We start from the raw sequence: 12019 nt of genomic DNA, 5'->3' as shown, positions 1-12019 counted from the left end.
TCCATGCATCGGATCGGGCAGCTCAGGCCTGCTTGACCAGCGCTGCATCCAGGTTGATCTTCACCTTGTCGCTGACCAACACGCCGCCGGCCTCCAGCGCCGCGTTCCAGGTCAGGCCGAACTCCTTGCGACTGATTTCGGTTTCACCGGTGAACCCGGCCCTGGTCGCCCCGAACGGATCGACAGCCACGCCCGTGAACTCCACCTCGACTTCCACCGGCTTTGTCACGCCGCGGATCGTCAGGTCGCCGGTAACGGTGTAGTCCTCGCCGTCGCCTTCGACGCCCGTGGCGACGAAGGTCATCTCGGGGAACTGCTCGACATCGAAGAAGTCAGAGCCCTTGACATGGGCATCGCGGTTGGCGTCGCCGGACTCGAAACTGGCTGTATTAACCGTGGCGTGCAACGTGGACTCGGCGAGTGACTCTCCAACACGGGCCTCGGCCGAGGCATCAGTGAATCGGCCGCGGACCTTGCTGATCCCGGCGTGGCGGACGGTGAAACCAATTTCGCTGTGCGCCAGGTCGAGAGTCCAGACGCCTTGAGCCAGGCCTTGGGGCAATGTCATAACGATCTCCTTACGTGGGAAAAACGATTCCATCAGGGCTGAGCAGCAGATCTTCACTCAGTGCCCATTCTTGCCATGCCCTCCGGCTTTGGGCAATCCCTTTGACTTTGAGAGAATTAAGACCATGCCCCTATCCACTGTGCATTTACTCCGCCACGGCGAGGTCCATAATCCGGACCGCGTCCTCTATGGCCGGCTGCCTAATTTCCGTCTCTCCGAGCTTGGACATGAGATGGCCCAGCGGGCGGCGGATTACTTTGCCCAGCGGGCCGAAAACGGAGCCAAGATCAGCTATCTGGTGGCCTCGCCGCTTACCCGCGCACAGGAGACCGCTCAGCCGACTGCCGTCGCGCTGGGGCTCGAAATCGTGACCGATGAGCGGATCATCGAGGCGGAGAACCGTTTCGAGGGACTCTCGGACGTCAAGCGGCACCTGCGGGATCCGCGGCACTGGCGGTATTTGCGCAACCCGATGCTGCCGTCCTGGGGCGAGCCCTACGCCGGGCAGGTCGCCCGGGTCATGGAAGCGGTACAGGATGCCCGGCACGCCGCCGTCGAACGCGGCGGAGAGGGTGCCGAAGCAGTGCTGGTGAGCCATCAGCTGCCCATCTGGGTGACACGGCTGGCAGCCGAACACCGCAGGCTGTGGCATGACCCCCGCCGTCGGCAATGTACTTTGACCTCGGTAACCAGTCTGAAGTTCGACGGCGAACGCCTCGTCGGGGTCGAATACTGCGAGCCCAGCGCCGACCTTTTGCCCGGTGCGGCGAATATCCCGGGAGCGTAATAGAATTACTACGCGTTGTAGAAGTGGGATACTTCCCAGCCCACGAAGAAAAGTGTGATTGTGACTGCCCAAACCCCCCAGCCGTTCAACCGTCGTTCCTTGCTGAAGCTTAGTGCGGGACTGGTCTTTGCCCTGCCCCTGGCCGCCTGCACCGTGGAGGATTCCCTCGCCCAGCAGGCCAACGCCGGCGACAACAAAAACTACATCGCCGGGGACGGCTCGGTGACCGAATACGACGCCGCCACCCGCGGCGAGCCGGTCCAGCTGTCCGGAAAGCTTTTCGACGGCACCACCGTGGAGGCCGCCGATTTTGCCGGCCAGGTCACCGTGCTGAACTTCTGGTACGCCGCCTGTGCGCCGTGCCGGCTGGAAGCCCCGGACCTGCAGGCCTTGAGCGAGGAGTTCGCCGACGAGGCGCAGTTCTACGGCGTGAACATCCGCGACGAACAGGCAACGGCCGAAGCCTTTGAGCGCAATTTCGGCGTGACCTACCCCAGCTTTAATGACAAAAACGGCGGCATCCTGCTGGCGATGACCAACTACGTCCCGCCGCAGGCCGTCCCCACCACGCTCGTGCTCGACAAGAAAGGCCGGGTAGCTGCCCGCATCCTGGGCGTCGCGGACAAGGGCACGCTGAAAGCGCTGATCAGAGACACAGCGGCCGCCTGACCGTGGAACTGACTGCGGCCTACGTCCCCCTGAGCATCGGCAGCGCCTTCGGCGATACTGTCCTGAACGGCTCCGTCCTGCTCGCCATCCCCGTGGCGATGCTGGCGGGGCTGGTGTCTTTCCTGTCCCCGTGCGTCCTGCCCCTGGTGCCGGGCTACCTCGGCTACGTCACCGGACTGACCGGCGTGGATCTGGAGCGCCAGCGGCGCGGCCGGATGCTCGCCGGCATCGGCCTGTTTGTGCTGGGCTTCTCCATTGTCTTCGTGGCCATCGGGGCGGTGTTCGGGCAACTGGGAGCCTGGCTGAAGGGATCCGAAGCCGCGTGGGTTACGCAGGCGCTCGGCGTCGTCGTTATTGCGATGGGCGTGATCTTCATGGGCGGACTGTCCTGGTTCCAGCGCGACCGCAAGATCCATTCCCGCCCGCCGGCCGGACTCTGGGGCGCCCCGGTCCTCGGGATGACCTTCGGGCTGGGCTGGGCGCCGTGCATCGGCCCTACATTCTCGGCGGTCCAGGCGCTGGCATATTCCGGCGGCGCCGATGCGACCAAGGGCGCCTTCCTGGCCTTTGTCTACTGCCTGGGGCTCGGCATACCGTTCCTGCTGATCGCGCTCGGCGTGCGGCGGGGCATGGGCGCCATGGCATTCTTCCGCAAGCACCGGCTGTTCCTGCAGCGGGCAGGCGGCGCACTGCTGGTGATTCTCGGTGTGCTGATGGCCAGCGGGATGTGGGGAGCCTGGGTAACGCAATTGCAGGACTGGTTCGCAAATGAAGTGAGGCTCCCCATCTGATGAGCGAAACACCTAAGACTCCCGAGAAGCCCGCGTCCGAGACATCCCCGACGCCGGGCACGGAGCAGGCAGGACCCGCCGGCAAGGCGGATGCCGCACGCGGCTGGGGCCCGGCGAAGAAGGACAAAATGCCTTCGGCGAAGAACGACGTCGCCCTGCCCGCCTTGGGTTTCGTCGGCACCTTGCGCTGGATGTGGACCCAGTTGACGAGCATGCGCACCGCGCTGTTCCTGCTGCTGCTGCTGGCCGTCGCCGCGGTGCCGGGCTCGCTGTTCCCGCAGCGCCCGGCGAATCCCGCCGTCGTCACCCAGTACATCACTGACAACCCGGAAACCGGCCCCTGGCTGGACCGTTTCCAGCTGTTCGATGTCTACTCGTCGGTCTGGTTCTCGGCGATCTATCTGCTGCTGTTCATCTCCCTGATCGGCTGCGTAGTCCCGCGCGCCATCCAGCACTGGAAGGCCATGCGTTCCCAGCCGCCGCGGACCCCGCGCCGGCTCTCCCGGCTGCCGGAATACGGCTCGATGGCGCTGCCGTCCGATCTGGAGGTCACGCGGGAATCCGCCGTCGACGATGCAGCCCGCCTGCTCAAGCGCCGCGGTTACCGGGTGGAGGTGCGCGGCAAGGACGGCGCCATGCCTTCAGTCGGTGCCGAGCGGGGCTTCCTGAAGGAAATCGGCAACCTGGTCTTCCACGTCTCGCTGATCGGTGTCCTGGTCTCCGTGGCCGTGGGCGGGCTGTTCGGCTACCGCGGGCAGAAGATCATCGTCGAGGGCGAGTCCTTCGTCAACACTTTGGTGGGCTACGACAACTTCTCCCCAGGCAGCAATTTCCACGAGGACCAGCTGGAGCCGTATTCGATGCAGCTGGACAGCTTCGACGTGGTCTTCGACCGTGAATCGGACACCCATTACGGCCAGCCCCTGGACTTCACCGCCGTCCTGACTACCAAGGAATCTCCCGAGGCGGAACCGGAGCAGCAGACGCTGAAGGTCAATGAACCGCTGTCCATCGGCGGGACGAGCGTGTACCTGGTCGGCAACGGTTATGCACCGGTCGTGACGATCCGCGACGGCGAAGGCAACATCGCGCTGCAGGGTCCGGTGGTGTCGGTGCCCAACGACGGCGCCTACACCTCCACCATGGTCATCAAGGTTCCGGACGCCCAGCCGGAACAGCTGGGCTTTGTGGGCTTCTTCCTGCCCACCGCGGTGGAAGGTTCCGACGGCGTGGCCGTAGGCAGCGACCCGGATCCGTTCAACCCGCGGCTGTACCTGAACGGATACTACGGCGACCTCGGCTTGGACGAGGGCGACCCGAAGAACGTCTTTGTCCTCGACACCTCCACCCTGACGTCGATGAGCGACGGCGAGGACGAGGCCGGCGAATTCTCCCTCGGTGCTTACGAAAGCTACGAGCTGCCGGACGGGCTGGGCACCGTCACCTTCGACGGACTGAAGCGCTACGTCGCCCTGGACATCGACCACGACCCGGGCCAGGCCGGCGCGCTGGTGTTCTCGACGCTCGCCATCATCGGCCTGAGCGCCTCCCTGTTCATCGGCCGCCGCCGCGTCTGGGTCCGTGCCGGTACCCACGAGGACGGCCGGACCATGGTTGAGTGGGGACTGCTGGCCCGCGGCGAAGACCCCAGGCTGGAGGGCGAATCCGCGGCCCTGCGCAAGCTCTTCGAAAAGGAATGGCTGGCCAACCAGGACCAGCAGGCAGACAATAACAAAAGCGCCGTCGGCGTAAAGAACTCCTAAGGATCCCCTCCAATGCCCTCCATTGACGAGACGCTCGGCCAGTACAGCGAGCTGTTCATCCTGCTGGCTGCCATGGCATACACCGTGGCGTTCATTGCCTTCTGCTGGGACCTGGCAACCTCCAGCAAGACCATCCGGTCGGTCGAATCCCGCCTGGCCCGCGAACAGTCCGAGCAGAAGGTCCTGGCCGGGGCGGCCGGTGAGGTAGCAGCCGGGTCCGCTGGAAATGCCGGAGCCGACACGTCTGTCGAGACGGCTGACGAAGCCATGGTCTACACCAAGGAACGCCGTGTTGCCGCTCGTATTGGCGTCGCCATTACCATCGTGGCTGCCCTGGTCCACGCGGCTGGCGTGATCTCACGGGCGATCGCGGCGCACCGCGTGCCGTGGGGCAACATGTACGAGTTCTGCACCACCGGCGGCTTGGTTGTCGCCGTCGTATTCCTGTTGGTACTCACCCGCAAGGACGTACGCTTTCTGGGCTCGTTTGTTATCGGCCTGGTTGTCATCATGCTGTGCGCGGCTGCGATTGGATTCCCGACGCCGGTGGCCCACCTGGTGCCGGCGCTGCAGAGTTACTGGCTGATCATCCACGTCTCGATTGCCGTGATCGCCTCCGCTTTGTTCACCCTGACTTTCGCCATGTCCGTGCTGCAGTTGCTGCAGGCCAACCGGGAAGCCCGCGCCCGTGCCGGGCAGTCGGAGCGCATGGGCTTCCTGCGCCTCGTGCCGTCGGCGCTGTCGCTGGAGAATTTTGCCTACCGGGTGAACGCCATCGCGTTCGTGCTGTGGACCTTCACCCTGATGGCGGGCGCGATCTGGGCCGAGAAGGCGTGGGGCCGCTACTGGGGCTGGGACACCAAGGAAGTCTGGACCTTCGTGATCTGGGTGGTCTACGCCGGCTACCTGCACGCCCGCGCCACCCGCGGCTGGACCGGAACCCGGGCCGCCTGGCTGTCCATCGTCGGCTACCTCTGCGTGGTCTTCAACTTCACCATAGTGAACGTCTTCTTCTCCGGGCTGCACAGCTACTCCGGAATCCAGTAAGCGGACCGCTACACTAGCTATCTGAAGGGGCCTGCGCACTGGACAACCAGTGCGCAGGCCCCGTTTCTTGAATTGGCGGGTGCCCGGGAAGCGGCGCGCTCCTGTCCTTCAGCTCGACGCCGGCCATGACCTATCTGGACGCGCCGGACCGCTACCTACGGCACATTCTGACCTGAGGCGTCCGCGGGGACTGCGCCGCTGTGACTCCGACTGCCAGGACGTCGGCCGCCGAGACGACGGCGCAGCACGGCGTCCAGCAGACCCGCTGCGAGCACACCTGTTCCATAGGAAACCAGGTCCAGCATGCCGAACGTCGTGCCGAAAACCAGGCGCGCCGGCGGGAAGATTTCGCCGAGTGCGGCGGGCAGGGGCGAAAGCTGGAGGAGTTCGACGGCGGTGCACACCGCCAATGCGGCAGCTGCGATGAGCGCGCTCGGAATCCGCGGAACCACGACGGCCGCCAGAAGGTAGATCAGCACCGCGTAGAGCGCGTCGCCCGTGTGGTTGGTCCAGGTGCCGCTGCCGATGAACCGGACCAGCAGCCCCGCAGCGATGGTTAGCGCGGCACCGGCGAGGAGAGCCCGCCGTCGTAATCCGTCAGCGCGGGGTGTTCGGATTTTCCGGATCCTCTTCGCTGACCTGGTTCGTGCCGCTGTGGTTGGTGCCGCCGCGGCCCTTGTCCTTGGCCTGCTTCTTGAGTTCCTCTTCGCGCTTTTTCAGCGCTTCCTCGCGCTGGCGTTGCCGGCGCTGCACGTCCAGGTTGCGCAGGAACGCGACGTCCTCATCGGGAGCCATGGGCCGGCGCGGCGCGGCCTGCTGCGCCTGTTTTGAAGCGCGCGGCCGCCCGAAGGCAAACCAGAGCAGGGCGCCGATGAGCGGAACCAGGATAATGGTGAGGATCCAGCCCGGTTTGGAGATGCTGCGGACTTCTTGCGGCCGCGAGCGGATGCACTCGATCAGCGCATAAACAATGATTGCGACTGCGAGTACAACGAGCATTATGTAGACACGGGCCATGCATTAAGTGTAGTTGAGCCGGGGCGTCGCCACTGCCCGTGCAGCAGGCTTTCCGCTCTGAGCGCGACCGGAGGCCCGGCTGGCGCCGACAGCGTAAACTTGTGTGGTGGCTTTCTGGAAATTTACCGCTCTGCGGCTGGGTATTGTTGCCGTTATCTTCGTCATCTGCATGTGGCTCGGCGTAGGCCTGATCTTCTCCGCCCTCGTGGCTGCCGTGGCCGGATGGTGCATCACGTACCTGTTCTTCCGCGAAATGCGCGACGCCGCCTCGGAGTCCCTGCGGCACCGGTTCTCCGGCAACGCCAAGCCCTTGCGAACCTCAACCGAGATCTCGGATGCGATGGCCGAAGACGAGGCCGTGGACCGCTACGGCGAGCTCCGGGTGGACGCGGACCGCAAGCCCAAGGACACCAAGCCCGAAGACAAGCCGACGGCGGACTGACCGCTACATCAGCCGGGTCAGCGCGAGACCCAGCGAGAAGGCGACGGCGAAGCACAGGTTGATGATGCCGGTCTGTTTGAGCACCGGGATCAGGTCCTTGCGCTTCTTGCCCTTGAGCATGACCCAGCTGGGCATCAGGCACACCGGGGCCAGCAGCAGCACCAGCAGGATCCACGGATGCTCGTTGACCAGGACCAGCGGCAGCAGGATGGCAACGGCCAGCATCATCACGTAGCTGATCCGTGCGGCCTCGTCGCCCAGCCGGACGGCCAGCGTGATCTTCCCGACCTCGCGGTCCGTGGGGATGTCCCGCACGTTGTTGGCCATCAGCAGCGCCGTGGCGATCAGCCCGGTGCCCACCGCGCCCACGAAGGAAGCCCAGCTGACCTGCAGGGCCTGGGTGTACGTGGTGCCCATGGTTGCCACGATGCCGAAAAACAGGAACACGAAAACTTCGCCCAGGCCCCGGTAGCCGTAGGGGTTGCTGCCGCCGGTGTAGCCCCATGCGGCAATGACACAACCGGCCCCCACCAGCAGCAGCGGCCAGGTCTGGGACAAAATAATCAGGGCCAGGCCGGCGAGCAAGGCCAGCCCGAAACAGCCGAAGGCCGCGAACTTCACCGACTTCGGCGAGGCCACCCCGGAGGCGGTCAGGCGGATGGGACCTACCCGGACGTCGTCGGTGCCGCGGATGCCATCCGAATAGTCGTTTGCATAGTTGACGCCAATCTGGAACAGCAGGGCGATCAGCAGCGCCAGCAAAGCCCGCGTGGGGTCGAAGGCTTCGAGGTCGAAGGCCGCGGCGCTGCCCACGATGACCGGGGCGGCCGCCATCGGCAGTGTGCGGGGACGTGCGCCTTCAATCCATTGGGCAACTGTAGCCACGTGAAGATCCTGCTTTCGTGAACGGTAATGATGGCGGCGGACCGGATCCGGTGCCGGCCGCAGTGAACTATTCTCGCTTATCGCCGGCGGGGTGCGCGTATCAGCCGGCTTCGCGCAGCGCCCGCGCCACGGCCAGCCGGTCCGGCTTGCCATTGGCCAGCAGAGGCAGGGCGTCCAGCCGCACGAGGATGCGGGGCACCGCGGCTGCCCCCAGCGCCTCGCGGACCGTCCGGCGGATCAGCTCATCGTCGGCCGAACCGACGACGGCGGCACCCACCCGGGTGCCCCACTCCGGGTCCTCGACACCGGCCACCAGGGCGGCCTCCACCCCGGGGACGGTCTCGACGGCCGAGGCGACGGCGCCAGCGGAGATCTTGACGCCACCGGTGATAAGCACATCGTCCGCCCGCCCGCTGACGGTCAGCACGCCGTCGTGCATTTCACCCAGGTCCTCGGTAAGGAACCAGCGGCCGGTGGTGCCGTCCGTGTCCGGCACAGTACTGAAGTGTTCGTCGGTCAGCTCGGGATTGTCCAGGTATCCCGAGGCCAGCACGTCGCCGCCAATGGAGATCCGGCCCTCGTCGAGCCGCAGTTGCACGCCGTCCAGCGGGACGCCGTCGTAAACACAGCCGCCGCAGGTCTCGCTCATGCCGTAGGTGCGGACAATCCGCAGTGAATGTTTCCGGGCCGCCGCGCGCAGGTCGTCGGGCATCCGGGCGCCGCCGAGCAGGATGGTGTCGAAGCGCCGCAGCACCTGGACCGTCTCCGGGGACGGGTCGGTGAGCAGCCTGTGCAGTTGGGTGGGGACCAGCGAGACCAGCCGGAACCTGTCCGTGAGCTCGCCGGCCGCCGTGGTGAACGCCTCCGGGGTGAAGCCGTCCGACAGGTCCATTACCCAGGGCCGGGTGCCCGCATAGAGCGAACGCACGAGCACCTGCAGGCCGGCCACATAGTTGGGGCTCAACGTCAGCAGCCACTGGCCCTCGCCCTGCAGCCGCATGGCCGTGGCCATCGAGGACGCGGCCAGCGCATCAACGCCCAGCATGGTGGCCTTCGGCGTGCCGGTAGAACCCGAGGTCCGCACTACCGCTGCGGTCTCCGGCGCCAGGCCCGCCGAGGCAACCGGCTCGGGGGTGCCATCGGGTGCGATTTCGACGGCGGGGCCCGCGCCTGCCAGCGCGGCCGAGAGCGCTTTCAGCGCCGGATCGATGTTCATCCGGGCAACCCTAGAAGTAGTGCGGGAAGCGGGACCAGTCGGGGTCCCGCTTTTCCAGGAAGGCTTCCTTGCCCTCCACTGCCTCATCCGTCATGTAGGCCAGCCGGGTGGCCTCGCCGGCGAAGACCTGCTGGCCGGCAAGCCCGTCGTCCGCGAGGTTGAACGCGAACTTGAGCATGCGGATGGCCTGCGGCGACTGCCGGGCGATATCCGCGGCGTACTCCAGCGCGGTCTCCTCCAGCCGATCATGATCCACGGCCTCGTTCACAGCACCCATCCGGACCATGTCTTCGGCGGAATACTCGCGGGCCAGGAAGAAGATCTCGCGGGCGGCCTTCTGGCCGATTTGGCGGGCCAGCAGCGCCGAGCCGTAGCCGGCGTCGAAACTGCCGACGGTGGCATCGGTCTGCTTGAACTTTCCGTGCTGACGGGAGGCGATGGTCAAGTCCGCTACCACGTGGAGGCTGTGGCCGCCGCCGGCCGCCCAGCCATTAACGACGGCGATGACCACCTTGGGCATGGTGCGCATCAGGCGTTGGACTTCGAGGATGTGCAGCCGGCCGGCGCGGGCCGGGTCAATGGTTTCCTGCGTCTCGCCGTCGGCATAGCGGTAGCCGTCGCGGCCGCGGATCCGCTGGTCGCCGCCGGAGCAGAACGAGTGCCCGCCGTCCCTGGGGGAGGGGCCGTTGCCGGTCAGCAGGACGGTCGCCACATCCGGCGTCATCCGGGCGTGGTCCAGTGCGCGGTAAAGCTCGTCCACCGTACCGGGCCGGAAGGCATTGCGGACCTCGGGCCGGTTGAAGGCGATGCGCACCGTGGGCAGATCGCGCAGCACGGCGCCGGACGCGTCCCGTTCCACCTGGCGGTGGTACGTCATGTCCTGGAAATCGAAACCGGATACTTCGCGCCAGTGGGCGGGGTCGAAGACATCCGAAACCTTTGCGGGCAGGGCGGCGGCCTGTGCGTGGTTGCTGGCTTCCGGTGCGGCGGCGGCGGGCGCGGGGGCAGAATTCTCAAAGCTCACATAGCGAGTTTAGCCTTGGGCCCAAAACCGGCCTGTCACGTGAGGCAGAATTCGTTGCCTTCCGGATCGGCCATGGTGTACCAGCTGTACGGTCCCTGCTGGGCGTCGTACAGGAACTTGGCACCGCGGGCTTCAAGCCGCGCCCGGACCTCGTCCCTGTCATCGCCGGCAAGGCGCACGTCCCAGTGCAGCCTGTTCTTCACCGTCTTCGGTTCCGGGACCGGCTGGAAGAGGATCCGCCGGCGGTCGGGCAAGTTCTTTTCCTCCGGCGGAGAGATGGCGGCACCGGCCCGCCAAACCAGCCTGCCGTTATGCGTGACGGTGTCTTCCTCGCGGGCGTGGCCCTGGGCGATCATCTCCTTGATGAACTCCGGGTCCGTTTCCTCCAGCGTCCAGCCCAAGGTTTCGGCCCACCAGTCGGCCTGGGTGTGGGCATCGGCGCAATCCACGACTATCTGCAAGTTGTAGGTCATGCTTCGACGGTAGGCTCCCGGCTAACCGTGCGCCAGAGTCTTCAGGACAGTTCGTGTCCGCGAATGGCTGGACCGGAACTGCGGCTGGTTGACGGCCGGGTCGCGTCCTTCCCAGTGCCTGTCTGACCCATGGGCTACTGTGTTGGGCAGACCAACGCGGATACACCTGTTAGAAACCAGAGGAATCAATGGCGCATCAACTGGAGCTGACCCAGCACGTGAACGCACCGGTGGAGGCCGTGTGGGAGGTGTTGACGGATATTGAGGGAGCCGCGGGAACGCTGTCCGGCGTGACCAAGGTGGAAGTCCTCACGCCCGGCCCCTACACCGAAGGCTTCCGTTGGCGGGAAACCCGGAAGATGATGGGGAAGGAAGCCACCGAAGAGATGTGGGTTGCAGACGCCCAGGCTCCCCATGCCACCACGGTTAAGGCGCAGTCCGGCGGCGCCGACTACACCACCCGCTTCACCTTGCGCCCGGTGCCGGGCGGTACGGAACTGACGATGTTCTTCGGCGCCGAGCAAGCCCGCCCGGGCGCGCTGACCAAGCTGATGATGGCCGTGTTCGGCAAGATCGGCATGAACGCCGCGCGTAAAGCGATGGCGCAGGACTTGAAGGACATCGCGGCCAAGGCCGAAAACCGCGCCTGAGGAGGAAGTATGACGGCAGGAAAATTCAAGGTGGATGTCAGTCTGGACAGCACGGTGGAAGGCCGGCCGGTGTTGCGTTTCCGCCGCCGGTACGGCCAGGACATCGAGCGGCTGTGGCGCGCGCTGAGCGACGACTCGGAACTCTCGGCATGGTTCCCTTGTGCTGTCCGGTTGGAACAGCGGGTTGGCGGAGTCATCGAATTCCGCTTCCCGGACGAGGAACCTGACCAGGGCAAGGTCCTGGAGCTGGATCCGCCGCACCTGCTCGCCTTCAGCTGGGACCAGGAAGTGCTTCGCTGGCGGCTGCAGCCCGATGCCGGCGGCAGTCTGCTGATGCTCACGAACACCATTCAGGATCCGGCCATGGTTGCCAACGTTGCTGCCGGCTGGCATGGCTGCCTCGAGCAGTTGGCGACTTTTCTCGATGGTTCCGGCGACGCGGGGCAGTCCGTTGAAGAACTCGTGCGGCACTACAGCCAGGCGCTCGGGCAGTAAGTACGCCATCCGCCGTCGTCGTTGTGTTGTCAGCACCCGGTGTCATGTAACGCCTTGGACTGCGGCTTCAGTTGACCCTCGCCAGCGCGCGTGGGATTCTTTATAGAACGGTCGGTCGGTAATTTCTGCCGGGCAAAATCCGTCGGAACCGTCCGCACATCGTCATCCAAGACACTCGAGCGCGAGGGAAAA

Annotated in this window: 15 protein-coding genes; 8 read left to right on the top strand and 7 right to left on the bottom strand. The window is 65.7% G+C overall.

All coding sequences use genetic code 11. From position 1 onward, the window contains the following. Nucleotides 1-22: 22 nt before the first annotated feature. On the bottom strand, nucleotides 23-568 hold the full coding sequence (locus AC5RWO_RS14080) for a YceI family protein (protein ID WP_498732043.1): 546 nt from the start codon (nucleotides 566-568) through the stop codon (nucleotides 23-25). A gap of 124 nt (nucleotides 569-692) precedes the next feature. Here AC5RWO_RS14080 and AC5RWO_RS14075 point away from each other — a divergent pair, with 124 nt between their 5' ends. The 5 genes from AC5RWO_RS14075 to ccsB all read left to right on the top strand — a co-directional run bounded on the left by AC5RWO_RS14075 (nucleotide 693) and on the right by ccsB (nucleotide 5625). Then, nucleotides 693-1355, top strand: a complete 663-nt coding sequence (locus AC5RWO_RS14075; protein WP_498732042.1) for a histidine phosphatase family protein — start codon at nucleotides 693-695, stop codon at nucleotides 1353-1355. A gap of 54 nt (nucleotides 1356-1409) precedes the next feature. Then, the gene (locus AC5RWO_RS14070; RefSeq protein ID WP_498732041.1) at nucleotides 1410-2024 is read left to right on the top strand and encodes a TlpA family protein disulfide reductase; all 615 of its coding nucleotides are present in this window, start codon (nucleotides 1410-1412) and stop codon (nucleotides 2022-2024) included. Nucleotides 2025-2059: 35 nt separating this feature from the next. Further along, nucleotides 2060-2815 carry a cytochrome c biogenesis CcdA family protein gene (locus AC5RWO_RS14065; RefSeq protein ID WP_498732327.1) on the top strand — a complete coding sequence of 252 codons (756 nt, stop codon included), beginning with the start codon at nucleotides 2060-2062 and terminating at the stop codon, nucleotides 2813-2815. A gap of 128 nt (nucleotides 2816-2943) precedes the next feature. Next, nucleotides 2944-4578: a cytochrome c biogenesis protein ResB gene (gene resB, locus AC5RWO_RS14060; protein ID WP_498732325.1), complete on the top strand. Its 1635-nt coding sequence runs from the start codon at nucleotides 2944-2946 to the stop codon at nucleotides 4576-4578. Between the two features lie 12 nt (nucleotides 4579-4590). Beyond that, the gene (ccsB, locus tag AC5RWO_RS14055) at nucleotides 4591-5625 is read left to right on the top strand and encodes a c-type cytochrome biogenesis protein CcsB (RefSeq protein ID WP_498732040.1); all 1035 of its coding nucleotides are present in this window, start codon (nucleotides 4591-4593) and stop codon (nucleotides 5623-5625) included. A gap of 155 nt (nucleotides 5626-5780) precedes the next feature. Here ccsB and AC5RWO_RS14050 read toward each other — a convergent pair whose 3' ends face one another. Both AC5RWO_RS14050 and AC5RWO_RS14045 read right to left on the bottom strand, forming a co-directional pair. Continuing rightward, nucleotides 5781-6152, bottom strand: coding sequence for a ribosomal maturation YjgA family protein (locus AC5RWO_RS14050; RefSeq protein ID WP_498732324.1), 372 nt, complete (start codon nucleotides 6150-6152; stop codon nucleotides 5781-5783). A 70-nt stretch (nucleotides 6153-6222) separates the two neighbouring features. Continuing rightward, nucleotides 6223-6624, bottom strand: a complete 402-nt coding sequence (locus AC5RWO_RS14045; RefSeq protein WP_498732039.1) for a PLD nuclease N-terminal domain-containing protein — start codon at nucleotides 6622-6624, stop codon at nucleotides 6223-6225. Between the two features lie 124 nt (nucleotides 6625-6748). Between AC5RWO_RS14045 and AC5RWO_RS14040 the strand changes: the two genes are divergently transcribed. Next, on the top strand, nucleotides 6749-7084 hold the full coding sequence (locus tag AC5RWO_RS14040; RefSeq protein ID WP_498732038.1) for a DUF4229 domain-containing protein: 336 nt from the start codon (nucleotides 6749-6751) through the stop codon (nucleotides 7082-7084). Nucleotides 7085-7087: 3 nt separating this feature from the next. Here the strand turns inward: AC5RWO_RS14040 and AC5RWO_RS14035 are convergent, their stop codons facing one another. The 4 genes from AC5RWO_RS14035 to AC5RWO_RS14020 all read right to left on the bottom strand — a co-directional run bounded on the left by AC5RWO_RS14035 (nucleotide 7088) and on the right by AC5RWO_RS14020 (nucleotide 10682). Further along, nucleotides 7088-7969: a 1,4-dihydroxy-2-naphthoate polyprenyltransferase gene (locus AC5RWO_RS14035; RefSeq protein WP_498732037.1), complete on the bottom strand. Its 882-nt coding sequence runs from the start codon at nucleotides 7967-7969 to the stop codon at nucleotides 7088-7090. A gap of 100 nt (nucleotides 7970-8069) precedes the next feature. Further along, a complete protein-coding gene (locus AC5RWO_RS14030) occupies nucleotides 8070-9185 on the bottom strand; it encodes an AMP-binding protein (RefSeq protein WP_498732036.1) in 1116 nt (371 codons plus the stop codon). A gap of 10 nt (nucleotides 9186-9195) precedes the next feature. Continuing rightward, nucleotides 9196-10134 (bottom strand): 1,4-dihydroxy-2-naphthoyl-CoA synthase, encoded by a 939-nt coding sequence (locus AC5RWO_RS14025; protein ID WP_498732322.1) that lies wholly within the window; start codon nucleotides 10132-10134, stop codon nucleotides 9196-9198. A 110-nt stretch (nucleotides 10135-10244) separates the two neighbouring features. After that, nucleotides 10245-10682: a VOC family protein gene (locus AC5RWO_RS14020; protein WP_498732035.1), complete on the bottom strand. Its 438-nt coding sequence runs from the start codon at nucleotides 10680-10682 to the stop codon at nucleotides 10245-10247. A 188-nt stretch (nucleotides 10683-10870) separates the two neighbouring features. Between AC5RWO_RS14020 and AC5RWO_RS14015 the strand changes: the two genes are divergently transcribed. Together AC5RWO_RS14015 and AC5RWO_RS14010 are read left to right on the top strand one after the other, a co-directional pair. Beyond that, the gene (locus tag AC5RWO_RS14015; protein WP_498732034.1) at nucleotides 10871-11332 is read left to right on the top strand and encodes an SRPBCC family protein; all 462 of its coding nucleotides are present in this window, start codon (nucleotides 10871-10873) and stop codon (nucleotides 11330-11332) included. Nucleotides 11333-11341: 9 nt separating this feature from the next. Next, nucleotides 11342-11827: an SRPBCC family protein gene (locus AC5RWO_RS14010; protein WP_498732033.1), complete on the top strand. Its 486-nt coding sequence runs from the start codon at nucleotides 11342-11344 to the stop codon at nucleotides 11825-11827. Nucleotides 11828-12019: the final 192 nt, after the last annotated feature.

This window comes from Arthrobacter sp. B055-34 (genome assembly GCF_059090425.1).
This window is presented reverse-complemented; position numbering and strand designations above follow the sequence as displayed.

What these genes read in the sequence shown, in the direction of transcription:
- ccsB (WP_498732040.1), top strand. Translation starts at nt 4,591, where the DNA reads ATGCCCTCCATTGACGAGACGCTCGGCCAGTACAGCGAGCTGTTCATC.
- AC5RWO_RS14020 (WP_498732035.1), bottom strand. Translation starts at nt 10,682, where the DNA reads ATGACCTACAACTTGCAGATAGTCGTGGATTGCGCCGATGCCCACACC.
- AC5RWO_RS14015 (WP_498732034.1), top strand. Translation starts at nt 10,871, where the DNA reads ATGGCGCATCAACTGGAGCTGACCCAGCACGTGAACGCACCGGTGGAG.
- AC5RWO_RS14030 (WP_498732036.1), bottom strand. Translation starts at nt 9,185, where the DNA reads ATGAACATCGATCCGGCGCTGAAAGCGCTCTCGGCCGCGCTGGCAGGC.
- AC5RWO_RS14080 (WP_498732043.1), bottom strand. Translation starts at nt 568, where the DNA reads ATGACATTGCCCCAAGGCCTGGCTCAAGGCGTCTGGACTCTCGACCTG.
- AC5RWO_RS14010 (WP_498732033.1), top strand. Translation starts at nt 11,342, where the DNA reads ATGACGGCAGGAAAATTCAAGGTGGATGTCAGTCTGGACAGCACGGTG.
- AC5RWO_RS14075 (WP_498732042.1), top strand. Translation starts at nt 693, where the DNA reads ATGCCCCTATCCACTGTGCATTTACTCCGCCACGGCGAGGTCCATAAT.
- resB (WP_498732325.1), top strand. Translation starts at nt 2,944, where the DNA reads ATGCCTTCGGCGAAGAACGACGTCGCCCTGCCCGCCTTGGGTTTCGTC.
- AC5RWO_RS14045 (WP_498732039.1), bottom strand. Translation starts at nt 6,624, where the DNA reads ATGCTCGTTGTACTCGCAGTCGCAATCATTGTTTATGCGCTGATCGAG.